Source organism: Pseudomonas sp. BNK-44-b (genome assembly GCF_047456245.1).
In the GTDB taxonomy this organism is placed as follows: domain Bacteria; phylum Pseudomonadota; class Gammaproteobacteria; order Pseudomonadales; family Pseudomonadaceae; genus Aquipseudomonas; species Aquipseudomonas machongensis.
Genome location: NZ_CP179908.1, coordinates 703,870 through 722,930, shown reverse-complemented (window position 1 = coordinate 722,930; position 19,061 = coordinate 703,870). Strand labels below are relative to the sequence as shown.

20 protein-coding genes are annotated in these 19,061 nt (G+C 65.2%); 7 read left to right on the top strand and 13 right to left on the bottom strand.

What is annotated here, in order from left to right; genetic code table 11:
• The first annotated feature begins 174 nt into the window (after nucleotides 1-174).
• Nucleotides 175-1,479, top strand: a complete 1,305-nt coding sequence (locus ACMGGG_RS03515; RefSeq protein ID WP_063543298.1) for an MFS transporter — start codon at nucleotides 175-177, stop codon at nucleotides 1,477-1,479.
• An 88-nt stretch (nucleotides 1,480-1,567) separates the two neighbouring features.
• Here ACMGGG_RS03515 and purT read toward each other — a convergent pair whose 3' ends face one another.
• From purT to ACMGGG_RS03490, 5 genes are all read right to left on the bottom strand, one after another.
• Nucleotides 1,568-2,749 carry a formate-dependent phosphoribosylglycinamide formyltransferase gene (purT, locus tag ACMGGG_RS03510; RefSeq protein ID WP_112897568.1) on the bottom strand — a complete coding sequence of 394 codons (1,182 nt, stop codon included), beginning with the start codon at nucleotides 2,747-2,749 and terminating at the stop codon, nucleotides 1,568-1,570.
• Between the two features lie 85 nt (nucleotides 2,750-2,834).
• A complete protein-coding gene (locus ACMGGG_RS03505; protein WP_054895618.1) occupies nucleotides 2,835-3,302 on the bottom strand; it encodes a VUT family protein in 468 nt (155 codons plus the stop codon).
• A gap of 138 nt (nucleotides 3,303-3,440) precedes the next feature.
• Nucleotides 3,441-3,632, bottom strand: coding sequence for a DUF1289 domain-containing protein (locus ACMGGG_RS03500; RefSeq protein WP_054894674.1), 192 nt, complete (start codon nucleotides 3,630-3,632; stop codon nucleotides 3,441-3,443).
• On the bottom strand, nucleotides 3,622-4,146 hold the full coding sequence (locus ACMGGG_RS03495; RefSeq protein ID WP_054894675.1) for a gamma carbonic anhydrase family protein: 525 nt from the start codon (nucleotides 4,144-4,146) through the stop codon (nucleotides 3,622-3,624). Before ACMGGG_RS03495 ends, ACMGGG_RS03500 begins: the two co-directional genes overlap by 11 nt.
• Before the next feature lie 44 nt (nucleotides 4,147-4,190).
• On the bottom strand, nucleotides 4,191-4,790 hold the full coding sequence (locus ACMGGG_RS03490; RefSeq protein ID WP_054894676.1) for a CoA pyrophosphatase: 600 nt from the start codon (nucleotides 4,788-4,790) through the stop codon (nucleotides 4,191-4,193).
• A 125-nt stretch (nucleotides 4,791-4,915) separates the two neighbouring features.
• Between ACMGGG_RS03490 and ACMGGG_RS03485 the strand changes: the two genes are divergently transcribed.
• From ACMGGG_RS03485 to ACMGGG_RS03460, 6 genes are all read left to right on the top strand, one after another.
• The gene (locus tag ACMGGG_RS03485; RefSeq protein WP_414154878.1) at nucleotides 4,916-5,467 is read left to right on the top strand and encodes an NUDIX hydrolase; all 552 of its coding nucleotides are present in this window, start codon (nucleotides 4,916-4,918) and stop codon (nucleotides 5,465-5,467) included.
• Between the two features lie 19 nt (nucleotides 5,468-5,486).
• Nucleotides 5,487-6,059, top strand: a complete 573-nt coding sequence (locus tag ACMGGG_RS03480; protein WP_063543292.1) for a L,D-transpeptidase family protein — start codon at nucleotides 5,487-5,489, stop codon at nucleotides 6,057-6,059.
• A gap of 237 nt (nucleotides 6,060-6,296) precedes the next feature.
• Nucleotides 6,297-7,958 carry a ShlB/FhaC/HecB family hemolysin secretion/activation protein gene (locus ACMGGG_RS03475; RefSeq protein WP_414154877.1) on the top strand — a complete coding sequence of 554 codons (1,662 nt, stop codon included), beginning with the start codon at nucleotides 6,297-6,299 and terminating at the stop codon, nucleotides 7,956-7,958.
• A 27-nt stretch (nucleotides 7,959-7,985) separates the two neighbouring features.
• Nucleotides 7,986-12,530 (top strand): hemagglutinin repeat-containing protein, encoded by a 4,545-nt coding sequence (locus ACMGGG_RS03470; protein ID WP_414154876.1) that lies wholly within the window; start codon nucleotides 7,986-7,988, stop codon nucleotides 12,528-12,530.
• Between the two features lie 456 nt (nucleotides 12,531-12,986).
• A complete protein-coding gene (locus tag ACMGGG_RS03465) occupies nucleotides 12,987-13,229 on the top strand; it encodes a hypothetical protein (protein WP_054894680.1) in 243 nt (80 codons plus the stop codon).
• A 23-nt stretch (nucleotides 13,230-13,252) separates the two neighbouring features.
• The gene (locus ACMGGG_RS03460; protein ID WP_414154875.1) at nucleotides 13,253-13,522 is read left to right on the top strand and encodes a DUF3077 domain-containing protein; all 270 of its coding nucleotides are present in this window, start codon (nucleotides 13,253-13,255) and stop codon (nucleotides 13,520-13,522) included.
• A 403-nt stretch (nucleotides 13,523-13,925) separates the two neighbouring features.
• On the opposite strand, the gene ACMGGG_RS03455 is transcribed toward ACMGGG_RS03460, so the two are convergent.
• Genes ACMGGG_RS03455 through gspF form a run of 8 tightly spaced genes read right to left on the bottom strand, consistent with a single transcriptional unit; the run spans nucleotide 13,926 to nucleotide 19,059 of the window.
• Complete coding sequence (locus tag ACMGGG_RS03455) at nucleotides 13,926-14,570, bottom strand: hypothetical protein (protein WP_414154874.1); 645 nt, start codon at nucleotides 14,568-14,570, stop codon at nucleotides 13,926-13,928.
• Nucleotides 14,567-14,953, bottom strand: a complete 387-nt coding sequence (gene gspM / locus ACMGGG_RS03450) for a type II secretion system protein GspM (protein ID WP_414154873.1) — start codon at nucleotides 14,951-14,953, stop codon at nucleotides 14,567-14,569. Before gspM ends, ACMGGG_RS03455 begins: the two co-directional genes overlap by 4 nt.
• Entirely contained in the window at nucleotides 14,950-16,023 is a 1,074-nt protein-coding gene (locus ACMGGG_RS03445; protein WP_414154872.1) for a type II secretion system protein GspL, read from the bottom strand. The genes gspM and ACMGGG_RS03445 overlap by 4 nt, the downstream gene beginning before the upstream one ends.
• Nucleotides 16,020-16,607, bottom strand: coding sequence for a type II secretion system protein (locus ACMGGG_RS03440; RefSeq protein ID WP_414154871.1), 588 nt, complete (start codon nucleotides 16,605-16,607; stop codon nucleotides 16,020-16,022). Before ACMGGG_RS03440 ends, ACMGGG_RS03445 begins: the two co-directional genes overlap by 4 nt.
• Nucleotides 16,604-16,972: a type II secretion system protein gene (locus ACMGGG_RS03435; RefSeq protein ID WP_414154870.1), complete on the bottom strand. Its 369-nt coding sequence runs from the start codon at nucleotides 16,970-16,972 to the stop codon at nucleotides 16,604-16,606. Before ACMGGG_RS03435 ends, ACMGGG_RS03440 begins: the two co-directional genes overlap by 4 nt.
• A complete protein-coding gene (gspH, locus tag ACMGGG_RS03430; RefSeq protein WP_414154869.1) occupies nucleotides 16,969-17,406 on the bottom strand; it encodes a type II secretion system minor pseudopilin GspH in 438 nt (145 codons plus the stop codon). Before gspH ends, ACMGGG_RS03435 begins: the two co-directional genes overlap by 4 nt.
• A 1-nt stretch (nucleotide 17,407) precedes the next feature.
• On the bottom strand, nucleotides 17,408-17,842 hold the full coding sequence (gspG, locus tag ACMGGG_RS03425) for a type II secretion system major pseudopilin GspG (RefSeq protein ID WP_125930627.1): 435 nt from the start codon (nucleotides 17,840-17,842) through the stop codon (nucleotides 17,408-17,410).
• 14 nt (nucleotides 17,843-17,856) lie between these two features.
• Nucleotides 17,857-19,059: a type II secretion system inner membrane protein GspF gene (gene gspF / locus ACMGGG_RS03420; RefSeq protein WP_063543278.1), complete on the bottom strand. Its 1,203-nt coding sequence runs from the start codon at nucleotides 19,057-19,059 to the stop codon at nucleotides 17,857-17,859.
• Nucleotides 19,060-19,061: the final 2 nt, after the last annotated feature.

The window sequence follows — 19,061 nt, the reverse complement described above, 5'->3', positions numbered from 1 at the left end:
GCACCCGGCGCCCCACGGCCAGTCCGCCTCACTGACGTGCCAGCAGCCCTGCGTCCTACCCCGAGCAGCGCCCGCTCCCTGCCACCCCTTGGGCCCTCGTCAGCCTGGCGAACCACAACAATACGCTGCGGCCCGCCTGCTCGGCCGCGCGAACGACTGTTCAGGGACCTACGCATGACAACCAGCAGCACCTACGCCGAGCCTGACTCGGCGACCCCGGTCAATTCGCCCGCCCGGGTCGCCACCGCCAGCTTCATCGGCACCGCCATCGAGTTCTACGATTTCTACGTGTACGCCACGGCCGCTGCGCTGGTGATCGGGCCGGTATTCTTCCCGTCCGGCTCAGGCACCGCGCAGATGCTGGCAGCCTTTCTCACCTTCGGTATCGCCTTCCTTGCCCGACCGCTGGGCTCGGCCTTGTTCGGCCACTTCGGTGATCGTATCGGGCGCAAGTCGACCCTGGTCGCTTCATTGCTGCTGATGGGCGTATCCACCACGCTGATCGGTGTACTGCCAGGCTATGACAGCATCGGCGTGTGGGCACCGATCATCCTTTGCGTGCTGCGCTTCGGCCAGGGGCTGGGGTTGGGCGGCGAATGGGGCGGCGCGGCCCTGCTCGCCACCGAGAACGCACCACCCGGCAAGCGCGCCTGGTTCGGCATGTTCCCGCAGTTGGGCCCGTCGATTGGTTTCCTCGCCGCCAACGGTCTGTTCCTGACCCTGGCACTGGTACTCAGCGACGAGCAGTTCCGTGAGTGGGGCTGGCGCATTCCGTTCCTGCTCAGTGCTGCGCTGGTGCTGGTGGGGCTGTACGTACGCCTGAAGCTCGAGGAAAGCCCGGTGTTCGCCAAGGCCGTGGCCCGTCAAGAGCGGGTGAAAATGCCGGTGGTCGACCTGTTCGCCAAATACTGGATGCCCACCTTGCTGGGCGCTGCGGCGATGGTGGTGTGCTACGCACTGTTCTACATCTCCACGGTATTCTCGCTGAGCTACGGCGTGTCGACGCTGGGCTACAGCCGCGAAACCTTCCTCGGCCTGCTGTGCTTCGCCGTGGTGTTCATGGCCCTGGCTACGCCGCTGTCGGCCTGGCTGAGCGACCGCTATGGGCGCAAGCCGGTGCTGATCGTCGGCGGCCTGCTGGCCATTGCCTCAGGCTTCACCATGGAACCCCTGCTGACCTCGGGCTCCACTGCCGGCGTGGCGCTGTTCCTGGCGATCGAACTGTTCCTGATGGGCGTGACCTTCGCCCCGATGGGCGCGCTGCTGCCTGAACTGTTCCCGACCCACGTGCGTTACACCGGGGCCTCGGCGGCCTACAACCTGGGCGGCATCGTCGGCGCCTCGGCGGCACCGTTCTTCGCCCAGCAACTGGTGAGCATGGGCGGTTTGAGCTGGGTGGGGGGATATGTATCCGTGGCGGCGGTGATCAGCCTGATTGCCGTGCTGTGCCTGAAGGAAACCCGCCATACCGAGCTTTGAGCAGTTGGAGCAAGCCCGCTCCTGCAGGAGTCTGTAGGAGCGGGCTTGCCCGCGAATGGGCTGCTCGGCAGCCCCGTGCGATCTCAGATCAGAACTCGACCTTGACCGCCTGCGAAGCACGGGTCGCCTTGGCCCGTGCCGCTTCGACCGACTCGTCGCGGGCCAGGCACACGCCCATGCGGCGGGTGCCATTGATTTCCGGCTTGCCGAACAGGCGAATGGCGGTGTCTGGCTCGCTCAGCGCTGCGCCCAGGTTGGCGAAGCTGGTCTGCTGCGACTGGCCCTCGGGCAGGATCACCGCCGAGGCCGACGGTCCGAACTGACGTACCACCGGGATCGGCAGGCCGAGAATCGCACGGGCATGCAGGGCGAACTGCGACAGGTCCTGGGAAATCAAGGTGACCAGACCAGTGTCATGCGGACGTGGCGACACTTCGCTGAACCACACCTGGTCGCCCTTGACGAACAGCTCGACGCCGAACAGGCCACGGCCGCCCAGCGCATCGGTGACAGCCTGGGCCACACGCTGCGACTCGGCCAGCGCCTTCGGACTCATCGCCTGAGGCTGCCAGGACTCCTGATAGTCGCCCTTCTCCTGACGGTGACCGACCGGCGCGAGGAAGGTGGTGCCGCCCACATGACGCACGGTCAGCAGGGTGATTTCGTACTCGAAATCGATGAAACCCTCGACGATCACCCGGCCCTTGCCGGCACGTCCGCCTTCCTGGGCGTAGTCCCAGGCTTTCTGCAGGTCGGCATCGCTGCGCAGCAGGCTCTGGCCCTTGCCCGACGAGCTCATTACCGGCTTGACCACGCACGGGTAGCCAACATCGGCCACGCCCTTGGCAAAGTCTTCATAGGTGTCGGCGAAGTGATAGGGCGAGGTCGGCAGTTCCAGCTCTTCAGCCGCCAGGCGACGGATGCCTTCGCGGTTCATGGTCAACTGGGTGGCGCGGGCGGTCGGCACCACGTTGAAACCTTCGTTTTCCAGCTCGACCAGCGTAGCGGTGGCGATGGCCTCGATTTCCGGCACGATGTAGTGCGGTTTTTCGGCTTCGATCACCGCACGCAGGGCGACGCCGTCGAGCATGTTGATCACATGGCTGCGGTGCGCAACCTGCATGGCAGGCGCGTTGGCGTAACGGTCAACGGCGATCACCTCAACACCCAGGCGCTGCAGCTCGATCACCACTTCCTTGCCCAGTTCGCCGCAGCCACACAGCAGTACGCGGGTCGCAGTCGGCGACAATGGGGTTCCGATACGGGTCATTTCAGGTCCTCGAAGGCGTCCGGGGCGCGCCGGCTGGTGCTGCCCGCTGAAAAAGGACCGGTATTCTACATCAATCGGGCGCGGATCAACCCACCGCCAGCGCGCGTCGCGCCCGCCATGCCATGATCAGCCAGACCGCCGTTACACCGGCGAACTTCGAGGCCATCGCCGTGCCGATCACGGCAGGCGTCAGCGCACCGATCATGCCAAAGAAGATGAAGGTGTCCACCGGAATACTCAGCGCCGAGCTCAGCCACAAACGGTCACGCAGGGGCCTGCGGGTGACGCTGAACACCAGCCAGTCGATCAGTTCGGACACGAAGAACGCCGTAGCACTGGCCAGGGCGATGGCCGGCTCCGAAGTCGCGTAGGACAGCACCAGCGCCGCCAGCATCGCAATCAGCGCGCCATGCCCGTAACGGGTCTGCACCATGTCGCGCAGGATGAACACCAGCCCGCCCCAGGCGGACCAGATGATGTCCAGGTGCGGGGCACTGGAGAAGGCGTAGTTGATCAGCACTACGCTGCTTATGTAGGCAATGAGATAGAACATGGCGGGTAATCTGTGGGCAAGCCGCACAGATTACCTTTGGGCAGTTCGCCGGTAAACCCGCGAAGAATCCAACGCGGTGGATGGCACCGGCTGTGCCAGTGTTCGCGGGCATGCCCGCTACCACAGTTCTGCATCAGACTAGAGGATGAGGCCAGCCTCTAGTGCCCTTTCGTGGCAAAGCTTGAGCACCGCCCGCCGCTCGTCATTGTCCATCCGCGCCCACCGGGTGATCTCCTGCACCGTACGCTGGCAACCGATGCAGATGTCCTGCTCATCCAGCGCACAGACGTTCACGCACGGCGAAGCGACCGGCCGCTCGTCAGTCTTCATCGACCACCAGCTCCCGCGAATAGCGCTCGGCGTTGTGCACATAGTGCGCGGCGCTGGCTTCGAGCATGCGCATCTGCTGCTCGGTCAGCTCGCGCACCACCTTGCCTGGCGAGCCCATCACCAGCGAACCGTCGGGAATCTCCTTGCCCTCGGGGATCAGCGCATTGGCGCCGATGATGCAGTGCTTGCCGATCCGCGCGCCGTTGAGGATGACCGCATTGATGCCGACCAGGCTGTAGTCGCCGACGCTGCAGCCATGCAGCATGGCATTGTGACCGATGGTCACGCCCTTGCCCAAGGTCAGCGGCGAACCCATGTCGGTGTGCATCACCGTACCGTCCTGGACATTGCTGTCCTCGCCGATGTCGATCAGCTCGTTGTCGCCGCGCAGCACGGCGCCGAACCACACACTGGCCCGGGCCTGCAGGCGCACCTTGCCGATCAAGGTGGCAGTGGGCGCGGCCCAACTGCTGGGATGGGCTTCGACCCGCAGGTCGCCCAGGCGGTATTTCATGTCATGTTCCTCACGGTTGGACGCGGTCGGCGGGTGAGCCCCGCTCAGTTCTGGATAAAGCGCTCTGGCGGCTGGTGCAGGCTGATACCGGCATCGAACAGCACGTTGACCAACTCGACGATCATGATCGCCGACAGCCCCCAGATCTTGTAGTCGCCATAACGGTAGCTGGGCACGTACCAGCTGCGCCCCTGGTAGTCGATGCGATGGGTGTGGTCGCGTGGGTCCTGGCGAAAGAACGACAGCGGAACGTTGAAGACCGCTGCGATTTCGGCATCGTTGGGCTGGTACTCGACGTAATCCGGAATCAACCCGACGAACGGCGTAACCTTCAGTCCGTGCAACGAAATCAGCGGGCTCAGCGGGCCGATCACCTCGACCAACCCCGGCGGCAGGCCGATTTCCTCCTCGGCTTCGCGCAGGGCGGTGAACACCAGGTCCGGGTCTTCCGGATCGCGGCGCCCTCCCGGAAAGGCCACTTCGCCACCATGGGTGGAAAGCCCCTTGGCACGCAAGGTGAGCACCAGCTCGGGCTCTTCGCTACGGGTAATGGGCAGCAGCACCGCCGCCTCGGGAAAACGGCGATCCGCCTCCAGTGACGCGGGGGTATGGTTGCTCATTCGGCGAAGAAGCTCGTCCAGCATTACGCACTCTCGATTCCAAGGCCTGCCTTGCATGATGCACCAAAGCCGCGAGGCACCCAAGCCCCGACGGCTTGCGGCAACCCCGCCGGCCGCGCCAAGATAGCGGCTCACACAGGAATAAAAGCATGAAATTCTGCAGCGCGTGCGGCCAGCCGGTCATTCAGCAGATTCCCGAGGGTGACAGCCGCCTGCGGTACGTCTGCCCCTCCTGCCAGACCATCCACTACCAGAACCCCAACATCGTCGCAGGCGTCTTGCCCGTCTGGGGCAGCCAGGTGTTGCTGTGCCGCCGCGCCATCGAGCCGCGCCGCGGCTTCTGGACGCTGCCGGCTGGTTTCATGGAAAACGGCGAAACCCTCGACCTGGCCGCGCGCCGCGAGACCGTCGAGGAAGCCTGCGCACGCGTCGGCCCGACCACCCTCTATCAGTTGTTCGACCTGCCGCACATCAACCAGGTGCATGTGTTCTTCCGCGCAGAACTGGCCGACCTGGACTTCGACGTGGGTGTCGAGAGCCTGGAGGTGCGCTTGTTCGAGGAGCATGAAATACCCTGGAACGAACTGGCTTTCCGCACCGTCACGCGGACACTAGAATGCTATTATCGCGACCGCATCGGGCAGCAGTACCCCATAGGCCATGAATACCTGCCGCCGATGAACGTTTCGTCGTCCACCTAGCTACTTCAGGATACGTTTCATGCGCTGGTTGCTTGCCCTCTTCTGCTTGTGCGTTGCATCGGTGTCCCAGGCGGCGTTCACCGAGACCATCATTCGCAAGCCCCTGCCCGCGACCACGTCGCAGGGCACGCAGCCCCAGGCCAGGCCTGCGCAAAGCAGCAGCCAGCCGCAGATCGACAAGGTGCTGGTGCTCAAGTCAGAGCGGCGCCTGCAACTGATCAGCCGCGGCGAGCCATTCAAGACCTACCGCATCTCCCTGGGCAAGCAACCCAAGGGCGCCAAGGAGCGCGAAGGCGACAAGCGCACCCCTGAAGGCTTCTACTGGCTCGACTGGCGCAAGGTCAGCGACCGCTACAACCTGGCCATGCACATCTCCTACCCAAACATCAGCGACGCCGCCAAGGCGCGCCGCGAAGGGGTCAATGCCGGCAGCATGATCATGATCCACGGCACACCGATCGACGAAGAATACCCGGAGTGGTATTTCCACACCCTCGACTGGACCGAAGGCTGCATCGCCATGCGCAACGACGACATGCGTGAAGTGTGGAGCATGGTCAAGGACGGCACCATGATCGAGATTCGCCCCTGAGCCTGCGGGCTTCCTGCACCTTCCACTGCTGCGCTGCAGGGCGCCCACCTGAGGAAGGCGGCGTAGCCTGACGGGGCGGCGTCCTACATCTACAGCAAATCCTCAGAATATCCCGACTCAAAAACGTTATTTGCCTGATACCCAAGCAGGCAACGTACCGCATCCAAACGACTGTTCGAATTTTTAGAATCCACGCAAACGAGTACGCGAACCGTACGACCTCTGCGGAATTCTTCCATGGCGAACACCCCGTTTCCGGCTATTTGTCGCTCTATCACCCATGCATTGCTCGCGCTGCTGACCAGCTCGGTTGCCCTTGCAGCCGATCCCGCCAGCGAGCAACTGCGCGACCAGCAACGCGAGCTTCAGCACCTGCAGCAACAGCAGCGACTGGAGCAATGGCAGCGCCGCTCTGCCCCGCAAACACTGGAGCGCCAGGCGCCATCGGCAGCGCCTGCAGCGCAATGTTGGCCGGTCAGCGGCCTGCGCCTGAGCGGTAACAGGCGCGTCACCAACACCGCCCTCGAACAGAGCCTGCGGCCCCTGCTGCACGGTTGCATGGGGCCGGCGGACATCAACCGCCTGCTGCTGGCCATCACTGAACGCTACGTCCAAGCCGGATATCCCGCAAGCCGCCCTTACCTGGCGCGCCAACCAGGTGCTGGCATGCCCCTCGATATCGTGATTATCGAAGGATTCGTCGAAAGCATCGCACTCGACAACGCGCTGCCGCTGTCACTGGCCAGCGCCTTCCCTGGCATGCTCGGCCAGCCCTTGCACCTGCCTGACCTGGAACAAGGGCTGGACCAGTTGAATCGCCTCAGAGCCTATGATCTTGGCGCCAACGTGCGACCCGGCGACCTGCCTGGCGGCACCCACATCCAGATCGAACCACGCCACGTCAGCTCGCGCTGGCACCTGGACAGCCGTCTGGACAATCGCGGCAGTGCACTCACCGGCCGCCACCGGCTGAGCCTCACGCTGGGCCTGGACAGCCCCTTGAGCCTCAACGACGACCTGCGCGTTTCGCTGCTATCGACGGTATTCGACGCGCCAGGTCGCAGCCAGGGCGCCAGCCTCTACTACAGCCTCCCCTATGGTCCCTGGACCTTCGCCCTCAACGCGAGCCAACTGCAATACCGCGCGCCGCTGCCCGGCAGCCAGCTCGGCAGCCACGGCAACAGCAGCCTGCAAGGCCTGAGCGTCGAGCGCATGCTCTGGCGCAATCAACAAGGCATGCTCAACGCCAGCCTGCGCCTGGATCACAAGCGCGTGGCCACCTGGTTCGGACCGCTCAAGGTCGCCCAGCAAAGCCCGGTGCTGACCACCCTGGAAGCCGGCATCAACCTGTTCTGGCTCGAAGCCGGCCTGTGGAACGCGTACCTCGGCATCGCCCAGGGCGTCGACTGGCTGGGTGCCGACCGCGAGCCGCTTGGACGCAAGAGCGCCGAGCCCGGGTTTCGCAAGTACCGCGCCACGCTTCTGTACCTGAACCAGGGCAAGTGGCGCTGGCAGAGCGAGCTGAACCTGCAGTACAGCCCCGACCGCCTGCCCGCCATCGAACAGCTTGCCCTCTCCGACGACCTGGCCGTGCGCGGTTTTTGCCAGCACAGCGTCTCCGGCGCGAGCGGCGCCGTGTGGCGCAACACGCTGAGCCGCCCCCTGTCCGTTGCCCTGCCCCTGGAAATCCGCCCGCACCTCGGCCTGGACCTAGGCTGGACCCGTTTCGACCACGGCAGCAGCCCGCAGCGGATGGTCGGCGCCACCCTGGGCGTGATGCTGAGCACCCCGAGCCACCGCCTGCGCCTGGACTACCAGCGCGCGCTGAGCTCCAGCGACCTGCCGCGCGGCAGCCTGGAGCCCGGTGTCTGGGTGCTCGAATGGAACCTGAGTATCTGATTCACCCACAACAAGAGAGACAAGCCCGTGAACGACACCAAAAAATTGCATGTCCCGACGTCGCCCAATGCCTTGCGCTGGAGCATCTTCCTGACGCTGATGGCCACCTCCCCGACCCTGCTCGCCCAGGGCGGGCTGCAACCGACTCCCGGCCCGGCGGGAACACCACTGATCAACAACGCCCATGGCGTACCGGTAATCGAGATCGTCGCCCCCAACGCCAGCGGCCTCTCGCACAACCAGTTCCTCGACTACAACGTCGGCCAGGCGGGTGCGGTGCTCAACAACGCCCTGCAATCGGGCCAGTCGCAACTGGCTGGCGCCCTGGCCGCCAACCCCCAGTTCCAGGGCCAGGCCGCCTCGACCATCCTCAACGAAGTGGTCAGCCGCAACGCCTCGCTGATCGAAGGCCCCCAGGAAATCTTCGGCCGCCCCGCCGACTACATTCTCGCCAACAGCAACGGCATCACCCTCAATGGCGGCAGCTTCATCAACACCACCCGCGCAGGTTTTCTGGTCGGTGATGTCCAGCTCGAGGACGGTCACGTGCGCCTGCTTGACTCGATGAGCGCCAGCGCCGCGCTGACTGTGCTCGGCGGAGGCCAGAGCAACGACGGCGGCGCACTCGAACTGATTGCTCCGCGCATCGACAGCAAAGGTACGCTCAACGCCCGCGACGACCTGCAATTGACTGCCGGGCGCAACCGCATCGACGCCACCAATGGCCAGGTCGTCGAGCACCTGCCAGGCACCCCGGCAAGCATCGACGCCAGCCTGTTCGGCGCCATGCACGCCGGCCGCATCCGCGTGGTCAGCACTGCCGAGGGCGCTGGCGTGCGGGTCGGGGCGATTGCCATGCACGGTCGCGACGGCATCGACATCCAGTCCGCCGGCAGCCTGTATATCGGTGACGACGGCACGCATAGCGCCGTACTGCGCAGCAGCCAAGGTAACCTCAACCTCAATGCCAGCGGCGACCTGAGGCTGCAGGCCGTCACGGGCCAGGGCAAATCGATCGACGTCAATGCAGGGCAGAAACTCACGCTGGACACCGCAGCCCAGGAGAACATCGAGCGTGAGCGCAAGGCCTGGGACAAAAAATGGTTGTTCGTCACCACCGAAACCTATGAAAGCAACACCACCACAACCCAGCACACACTGCAGGGCACGCAACTGAAAGCCGATGACCGCCTGGCGCTCAAGTCCGGCGGCGACATGCAACTGCAAGCGGCCACCCTGCAAGCCGGTGGCGCACTCGCCCTGGACAGCGCGGCCAACCTGAACATCGAAGCAGGCAAGGAGAGCGGACGTGTCGAGGAGCAGGTTCGCCATCGCAAGCATCTCTGGCGGGGTGACAGCGACAGTGACCACTATCAGGAAACCGCCAAAGCCAGCGATCTGCGAGGCGCCACGCTGACCGCCAAGGCCGGTGGCACGCTCAAGGTGCAAGGCAGCCACCTGCACAGCGAGGGCGATATGACCCTGGCCGCTCAGCAGGTCGAGATCACCACCACGGCCCTGGACAAGCGCGGCACGCAACGCGACTACCGCGGCGACCTGGTGTCCGGCAGCTTCTTCGGCGACCGCCAGGGCAAGGAGGACACCGCGCGGCAGGTCGCCGGGAGCACCATCACCTCGGGCGCCAACCTGAACGTCACCGCCGGGCAGGTCAGGGTCAAGGGCAGCACCATCGCCAGCGAAGGTGAATCGGTGCTCTACAGCAACAACGGCAACCTGGCGATCGAAGCAGACCACAACCGCTCCAGCACCACCGAAAAACAGAGCGACAGCAAGCTGTTCGGCCTGATCGGCCACGACCGCAGCCACAGCAGCCAGCAGGAAAAGGTGCTGGCGAGCGACGTCAGCTCGAAAAGCGACCTGCGCCTGGCCAGTGCCGAGGAACTGCGCATTGAAGGTGCCAAAGTCGAGGCTGGCAAACAGCTCAAGATCGAGGCCAAGGGCGATCTGATCGTCGAAAGCGCTCAAGCGCGCAGCGACAGCAAGACCGACGAACAGCAGCGCGCCCTCACCGCCCACGCCCGCCAGACCACCGAGGCCGACGGCGACAAGCCCGGTTCACGCCAGTATGAAGCCGGGGTCGGCTACGCAGTGGTCAACCGGCACAGCGAGCAACGCGCCACCGAGCAGGTCGCCAGCGAACTCAAGGGCGCGACGGTCGAGCTGCACAGTGACGCGCACTTGCAGGTCAACGGCTCGAAGGTCAAGGCCGATACCGACGACCTCAACCTGCAAGGGCAACAGATAACGCTTGGCGCCACCCGCAACGACCAGCAGACAGACACCCAGACCACCCACAGCGGCGGCAGCCTGGCCGTGACCGGCGGCATCGACCGGATCGGCAGCCACTTCGAAGGGCATCATCAGAAGGAGAACGTGCGTGAGCGCGACAGCAAGATACAACGCAGCGAATTGCAGGCGGGAGGCGATGTGAAGATCAACACAGGGACGCTGGTGACCGAGGCCGCACGCGTCGACGCAGGCAAGGCGTTGGTGGTCAAGGCCAAGGATATCGAGAACCGGGCGGTACAGGACGTGTACGAACGCGAGCAGCGCAATGACGACTGGCGCGGCACCCTTGGTGCCAGCCTCGAATACCGCGACCTGACCCGGCCGATCGAGCGCCTGGTACTTGGCGAGGAAGCTGCGCGCTTCCAGCAGGCCTCGCCCGAGGACGCGATGGTCGCGCCCAGTGTCGGCGGCGACATGACCGTGGCCCACCTCAAGCGTCTGGAAAACCAGCGCCGCGGTATCGCCCAGGTCACCGAGCTGTCCGGTGCCAGCGTCAAGGTCGAAGCCGAGCGCATCGACGATCAAGGCACGGCCTGGCGGGCCAATGAGGGCCTGCTGGCAATCACCGCCAACCAGCATCATCAACGTGCAGCGGTCGATGAGCAGTCGCGCCTCGTCGAACACTTGGCGGCTGGCGGTGACGTGCGAGTCGATACCAGCACAGGCAGCGACCTCAATGTGCGCGCCAGCGGTAAGGGTGGCTCGTCGAACAGCGAAGACAGCACCCGCAACGCCCGCGTCGGCAGCCTCTACGGGCAAACAGGCATCCAGGTCCAGTTGGGAGCCGACGGCCTGTACGAAGGTACGCGCATCAATGCTGGCACCGGCGATCTCAGCATCACCAGCAACGGCAAACTCCTGCTGAGCGCAGCGCACGACCAGCGCACCGAACAGCAGCGCCAGATCGACGGTAATGCCTGGGCCAAGGTGGGCAACCGCCCCGGCAGTACCGGCGTCGATGGCCGCGGTTACCTTGACCTGGCCGAACATCAGCGCCAGGACAGCAAGGCCCAGGTCGGCCAGATCGATGCCAAGGGCAAAGTGCTGCTCAGTAGCGGCGCCGATCTCGTCCTCGAGGGCACCCGCATCGGCAGCCGTGAAGCGCCGACTGGCGACATCGAGCTGAACAGCGCCGGCCTGTTACAGGTCAAGGCGGCACAGGACAGTCAGCAGGCCAGCGGTCACAAACTCGGCGGCGGGCTGGAGCTGGCGGCCACGTTCGGCACTGGCAAAGGCGGCGCACTGGGCGGCCACTTCGCCAACGGCAAGCTCGACGAGCAGGCAAGCCAGGCCGTCGATGCCCACTTCAACACTCAAGGCAAACTGCTGATCAGCAGCCGTGCCCGTGAAGATGTCGCCCTGCACGTGCAGGGTCTGCACGCCTCGGCCAGCGAAATCAAGCTGCACGCCGGCAACGGCGGCATGCTGGTCGAAGCTTCGGGCAACACTGAAAAACGCGACAATCTCGACATCACCGCCGGTGCCGGCTTCAGGCTCAACGGCGGCGAAACGCCGGACAAGGATATCCGTGGTCTGCACGGCCGGGTGCAGGTCAACCTCGACAAGCGCGACAACCAGACCTGGAATGCCAGCACCCTGCGCGCCGAGCGCATCGAGCTGGCGAGCCAGGGCGACACCCGGATCGAGGGTGCAAGCCTGGATGCACAGAAGGTTCGCGGCGATATCGGTGGCGACCTGTTGTTGGCCAGCCGCAAGGACAGCGTCGACACCCTCACCGTCAAGGCCGATGGCCGCCTGAGCCACGAGAAGAACCCCCAGGGTTATCTGGATGCTGCCGGCGCCCTCTCCGGCCCTGCGGTGGGCAAGGTCACCGAGAAAGTCGGCCCGACGTTGTCCAAGGTGGACCCAAAGCTCTCGCCGACGGTAAAGGTCGAGGTGTCCCACACCCAACGCGACACGGTGGCCCACCAGGCGAGGATCAAGGGCAGTGAAGGCGTCGAGTTGAACGTCGGCGGCCAGGCACGCCTGGTCGGGGCACGGATACAGTCCGGCGCTGGAGATGTCGATCTGCAAGCCCAATCGGTCAGCCGCGAAACGCTCACGGGCCGCGACTATCAACGCAATGTGTCGGTGGACTTCTCCAACTCACCGGTCGACATAGGGACGGCCATTGCCGAACTGTCCAAGAGCAAAGGCGCGGCGGACGGCGAAAATGCGCTGGACCTGGGGCTGCTGCGCACCAGTGGGCATAGCCGCAGTGAAGAGTGGGCATCGAGTGTCGGGAGCAAGGGCGGGCGCTGATCGTTGAGTGTGGGGCTTGTCTCGCGATAACAGTACCCCTGACTGGCACCGGCGATGCCGGTGATCGCGGGACAAGTCGCAGCGGCGAACCGACGCTCCCACAGGGGGTAGGCATGAGTGCCGGGTATCTTTGGCGTCTCCTAGGCGCGCATTGTTCGAAAATCCGAAAATACGCCTTTCCTGTAGCCCATTTCCCAAAGATACTCCTACCGCCTTTTTTCCGTTGCGGCCCCCTGGGCAGCGCTCTAGTCTCGGCGCGTCGTTGCACATCAACGACACAGCTTTGACAGGCTGTGACGGTAAATAGCGTATGGCCCGCCCTTGATGGCGGCTGTACGTGCGGGCACGCTTGCGTGCGCCGGAACTTTGCTATTTCCGCCGGTCTGTCAACCCACGTACAGCTGCCACCCTTCTGTTTGACAGCAGGTCGGTGGCCGCACATGAAGGTAAATAGCTATGTTAAAGATCGTCCCCGACCCACCCCACAACAACCACTCCCTCGAAGACACCATCATCCAAGCCACCGAGTACGCACTCTGCGCACAAACCGTGGCCCATCAAGCGGTCCTCCTCCAACCCAAGTCTCCCGTCTCGCTCCTGATAATGGCTGCCATTCATGAAATGGAAGCGCTGAGGATTTTGCTGGAGTCGGCTTTGATACAGGTTCAGATGCCGGCAGAGCCGCAGACGGCTCACTAAGCGGTTTTCAGGGAGATGAAAGGATGGATACCCGCGACACCACACCGAACACCACCGTCGGCAAAACACGGTTCTACCAAGGCAAGGGGCTGACCCAGCCGCTGTTCTGCATCGAGCCGGGCATCCCGTGCGAGCGTGCGCGTGAGCAGGCCTCGGAGTTGATGGGGTATGTGCGCGACATGACCTTGAGCGGGGTGATGGATGAGAACCCGCAACTGGTCTGGGCTTCGTATTACCTGAGCGCATTGGCCAAGGCATTGATGGACAATGCGGAGCTGGGGATGCGCCGGTAAAGGCGGGTTTATCGGATCTGGTGTTGAGTTGCTTTTGGGAGCGGCGGTTCGCCGCTGCGACTGGTCCCGCGATGGCAACACCGCGGCGGATGGCACCGGCTATGCCGGTGATCGCGGGACAAGCCCGCTCCCACAGGGATTGGGCAGGCCTTTAGATTTTGATCAAGACAGTTACTCCCACAGGGGTTGAACTGGTCTTTAGATTTTGATCAAGACAGGTGCTCCACAGGGATTGAACTGGTCTTTAGATTTTGAGCAAGACAATTACTCCCACAGGGATTGAGCTGGTCTTTAGATTTTGATCAAGACAGTTGCTCCACAGGGATTGGGCTGGCTTTCAGATTTTTGGATAAGGGCGTTGCTCCAGCAAGCAACAGGCAAGCTGGGATCTCAAGCTCTGCAACTACCACCTGAGCTGCCGCTCGCCCTTGGCAGTCTCCGGCGCCAGCCACTGGGCGCCGCGCAGCAAGGGCGTCAGCGCAGCATCAGGCTGGACTTCGAGTCCGACCCGGGCGCGTCGGGCCAGCAGGTCGGCGTCAAGGTCGAGTTGATGTTGGCCTTGCAGCGCCAACCCGCCCTGCAAACGCCAGTCACTGGCACAACGCATTGCGAGCCAGCCTTGCCCCAGATCCAATGACCACGGCGAGACCAGCGCCAGGTCGTTCACCTGCAAACGCCCCTCGGCACCGACGCACCGCTGCCACACACCCTGCACCGCGACACGCCCCTGCCAGTGCCCCGCCAGGCGATAAGCCAGCGGTACACTCGGCGCCGCTTCGAGCGCCTCGACATCCGCGCGCCAGCGCCAAGGCCAACCACTCAGCCGCGCCAACCAATCCTGCCCCTGATAACCCAAGCGGATTTGCGCCTGTAGGCGCCAGGGTTGCCACTGCCAGTTCAGCGGCCCGACATCACCCACCTGTTCGGCCTGCCCCTGCCAGAGGCTGCCGCTGACCGCCCGGCCTGGCACCAGCCAACTCGCCGGCAACTCGACCAGCAGCGTAACCACACACACCAGCATCGGCCACAACAGCACGCGCACACTCATGGCCGAACCTGCAGGTCGAAGCGCAGGCGCTTGCCCTGCTGCTCCATGCCCCACTGCAGCGGCTGCGCGCCCTCGCCCTGCAAAGCCTGCAACCACGCCAGCAGCGCATGCTCGTCCGTGACCGAGCCGCGTACCTGCCAGCGCTCATCCTGCGGCTCGATCTCCGTCAGCTCGATATGCCGGGCCTGAGCGGACTGGCGCAGGTGCTCCAGGCTCAACGCAGGCCCGCCCTCAAGACTGACCGCCACTTCGGCCAGCTCGCGCCACTGGCTCATCTCGGCCCAGCGTGCACCCACCTCACGCACCAGGATGACGATCAGCAACAGCGCGATCAGCCCCCAGGCCACGCGCATGCGCTGGCGCTGCGAAATTGCCCGGATCATGAACTGCTCCCCAGATCGAACACCGCGCCCTGAGCCTGCACCTGCACCGCAGCGCCGACTGCAGCGGCCATTTCATGCCACGGCGCCAACGTGCCCTCGCCGTCCAGTTGCAGATGCCAGCGCTGCCCATCGAAGCGCACGGCGCGCAAGCGCCACTGCGGATGCGCGTGCAACCAGGCCTGCAACTGCTCCTGCAAGCCGTCGAGCCGACGCAGACGCAAAGCCCGCTCGTCGTCGGCGTCACGCAGCCGTTTGAGCGCCTGCGCGGCCTGGCGCGGCGTAGCCTGCGGGCCGGTGACCGCCATCACCTGCTCGCGATACAGCTGGGCCTGACGCCATTGCTGGCTGCTCCACAGACCGCCCCAGACGGCGGCAAGCACCAGGCAAGCGGCGATCAAGCGCTTTTGCTGCCCCGTGACATTCAATGACCGGCGCGGGCGACGCATTTCCCGTAGCGTCGGCAAGGTATCGAGATCGGCAATCCGCTGAGGCCAGCGTCCATCGACCTGCTCAAGCACCTGGGTATCCCACGGCGCAGGTGCAAGGCCCAACACCTGAGGCCAAGCCAGCCAGTGTTCTGCGCCATCCTCGTCGACCCGCGCATACAAGGTCGACTGCTCCTGTCGCCATTGCCATCCACAACCACGGTCGCGCACCGGCAAAAGTTGGAACTGCGACCAGCAACGCTCCGCCTCCAGCCCCCATTCCACGCACTGGGCCAACCAGCCGTCGAGCCGTTCACGTGCCACCACCACCAGTCGCAGTTGCCCCGCCGCACGGCCGATGCATGCGCAGTGAACTTCATCGCTGCCTTGCAGCAGACGATCTTCCAGTAGCAGCGGCCATTCCTCCCGCTTGAGCCCGGGCGGGGCAGGCAACTGGAAAAGGCTGCATGCCTCGCCCGGCATCACCACGGCAACCCTGGCGCCCAGATTCTGCGGCGGGCGGCCCTGCCCTTCGTCACGCAGCACGCCGCTGTCCAGCAGGCACCAGTGCCAACCTCCGTCAGCCAGCGGACGCAAAAGCAACCAGGGCCGCGCTGGCGAGCGCCGCCTCCATTCAAACTTCATGAGCGCCCCCAGGGCAGGACGAATGTGCAGACATAAGGTGCTCCGTCACGCTGCAGATGCAGGCGCACGCCACGACCAGGGTGCGCCGGTTGATCGGAAGGCCAGGCCAGCCAACTGCCGCCCTGGAAATACAGGATGCTCATCTCGCTGACCCGCTCCAGGCGCTCGCGGACCACCCAGTGCGGCTTGTCGGCGGCGTAGAGATCGGCGGAGGTTTCCAGCAGCACGCGCTGCTCCCTGGGCTCGAAACGCAGGCGCTGACGCTGCAAGCGCGAACCCCCTTCGGCCTGGGGCCAGGCCGCAGCAGCGACCCACAGCAACTGCTGGTTTTGCGCCTGCCAATCGAGCCAGCGCGTGGCCAGCGGCAGGCGCTGCTCGTACACCTTGCGCAGCACCGGGCTGTCGAACCGGCGCTCCAGCGCCAGGCAGAACTCCAGCACGCCGGGCTCGTTCTGCTGGTCGGCGAGACGCTCGCGCACCGTGAGCCAGCCATGCACCAAGGCCGCCAGCAGGATGCCCAGCACGGCGGTGAGCGCCAGCGCGACCATCAACTCGATCAGGGTCAGCCCCGCCTGACGCTTCATGGGCGCTCCAGAAACAGGGTGTACAAGCCCAGCGGCACGCGCTGATCGCGGTCGGCGAACAGGCGCAGCTCGCCACGGCGCAGATCGCGCACGCCGGTGTTGCGCAGTTGCAGGTCCCAGTGGCACACCTGCCCACCCTTGCGCAGCTCCCCGGTAGTGCGATTGCTGCCCGGCCAATACTGCTCGACGGCAAACCGTGCCTGCAGCTCGCGGGCGCACAGGGCGCCAAGGCGGTGCTGTTGTACGCCGTCCTGCACCGCCAGGCGCTGGCGAAGTACCTGGCTGGTGATCACCGCCAGCACCGCGGCGATACCGAGCGCCACACTGACTTCGAGCAAGGTGAACCCACCCTGGCGGCGCTTCATGGCAGCACCGCGACTTGCAGCCGCCCTTCGCGGCCCCAGCTCCAGCGCTGGCCACCTTCGGCACTCCGCCAGTTCACCTTGCCGGGCCTTGCCCAGCCTTCGGGGGTGAACACCAGTTGCGGCGCTGCTGCGCCTGGCCAGTCTGGGCGCAGGTCCTGGGGCCAGTCACCCAGCGTGACCGGTTCCACCACCCAGCCGGTGCCGTCATGGCGAACGAACTCAGGACGCTTGCCGTTCCAGCGCAGGCCACGCAACTGGCCGGTGTGGCGCGCCACGGCAGACTGCTCGCGGGTCGCGGCAAACAGCCGCTGCATGGCCTGGTCGACCCGCGTACGACCGTTGTCGAGCCAGGCCACGCTCAAGCCGCTCATCAGCCCGGCGATGGCCAGCACCACCAGCAGTTCGAGCAGGCTGAAGCCGCGCTGGGCAGGCAAGTCAGAGCTCCCAGTTGCCCAGGTCGGCATCCAGCCCTTCGCCACCGGCCACGCCATCGGCGCCGAGCGAATAGACATCGACACGACCATGCTCGCCCGGCATGCGGTACTGGTACGGCGTGCCCCACGGGTCTTCCGGCAGGCGACGGATGTAGCCATCGCTGCGCCAGGCACGCGGCACCGGCTCCTGGGCCGGTTTCTTCACCAATGCAGCGAGGCCTTGCTCGCTGCTGGGAAAGCGCAGGTTGTCGAGGCGGTACATATCCAGTGCCTGCTCGAGGGTGGCCAGGTCAGCCATCACCTTCTGGCGCATGGCCTTGTCCTGGTTGCCCAGCACGCTGGGCGCGACCACCGCGATGAGCAGGCCGATGATGAAGATCACCACCATGATCTCCATGAGGGTGAAGCCGCGCTGACGCTTGGCGCGATACTGCATGCAAAGACTCCTTTTCACAGTTGCAGACCCTGGTTGAGCTGCATGATCGGCAACAGCACCGCCAGCACGATGAACAGCACCACGCCGCCCATCACCAGGATCATCAGAGGTTCGAAGAGCGCCATGGCGGTGTCGACCTGGCGGGCGAAGCCGCGCTCCTGGTCGTCGGCCACGCGCTCGAGCATGTCGGCCAGGGTGCCGCTGGCCTCGCCGCTGCCGACCATGTTCACCAGCAGCGGTGGAAACTGGCCGCTGGCATCCAGCGCCCGATGCAGGCTGGTGCCGCCCTGGACCTGCAGGCGCACCTGCTCCAGGGCCAGGCGGATGCGCTGGTTGGCGACCGTTTCGCTGGCCACCTGCAGGGCTTCGAGCAGGGCCACGCCACTGCCGCAGAGAATCGCCAGGCTGCGCGCCAGCCGTGCGCTCTCCAGCACTTGCAGCAGGCTGCCGATACGCGGCAGGCGCAGCAGCAGGTCGTCGCGGCGCAGGCGCCAGTGCGGCTTGCGCAACAGCCAGCCGCTCAACAGCGTCAGCGGGAGCGCTGCACCCAGCAGCCAGGGGCCGGCACTGGCCAGGCCCTGGCTGATGGCGATCAGAAGCGAGGTGATCAGCGGCAGCGCCTGCCCGGAATGGGCGAACTGCTCGGTCAGCTTGGGCACCACGAACGTCATCAGACCCACCACCACCGCCAGCGACACGCCCATCAGCACGCAGGGATAGATCAGCGCAGTGCGCGCCTTGTGCTGTTGGCGCTGGACCTGCTCCAGGTGATCCGCCAGGCGCGTCAAGACCTGCGCCAGGCGCCCGGAGCGCTCGCCCGCTTCGACCAGTGCGCAGTACAGCCCGGTGAACGGCGCGCCTTGCCGGGCAAGGCTGCGGGCCAGCCCCAGGCCTTCGGCAAGCGCGCCGCGCACCGACACCAGCACGGCCTGCAAGGCGGGCGCGCGCAGTTGCCGTTCGAGCGTGGCCAGGGCATCGACCAAGGGGATGCCAGCGCCGGTCAGCGTGGCCAATTGGCGGGTCAGCTCGCACAGCTGGGCACGGCTCAGACGCTGACGGCGCGGTTGCCGCAGGCTGCCTTCGTGGCGTTGCAGCTTGCGCGCGAACAACCCCTGCTCACGCAACAACTGGCGGGCATGGCGCTCGCTGTCGGCCTGCACGCTGGCCTTGTGCGGTTTACCTGCCAGGTCCAGGGCCTGGTAGCGATAGGTCGGCATGC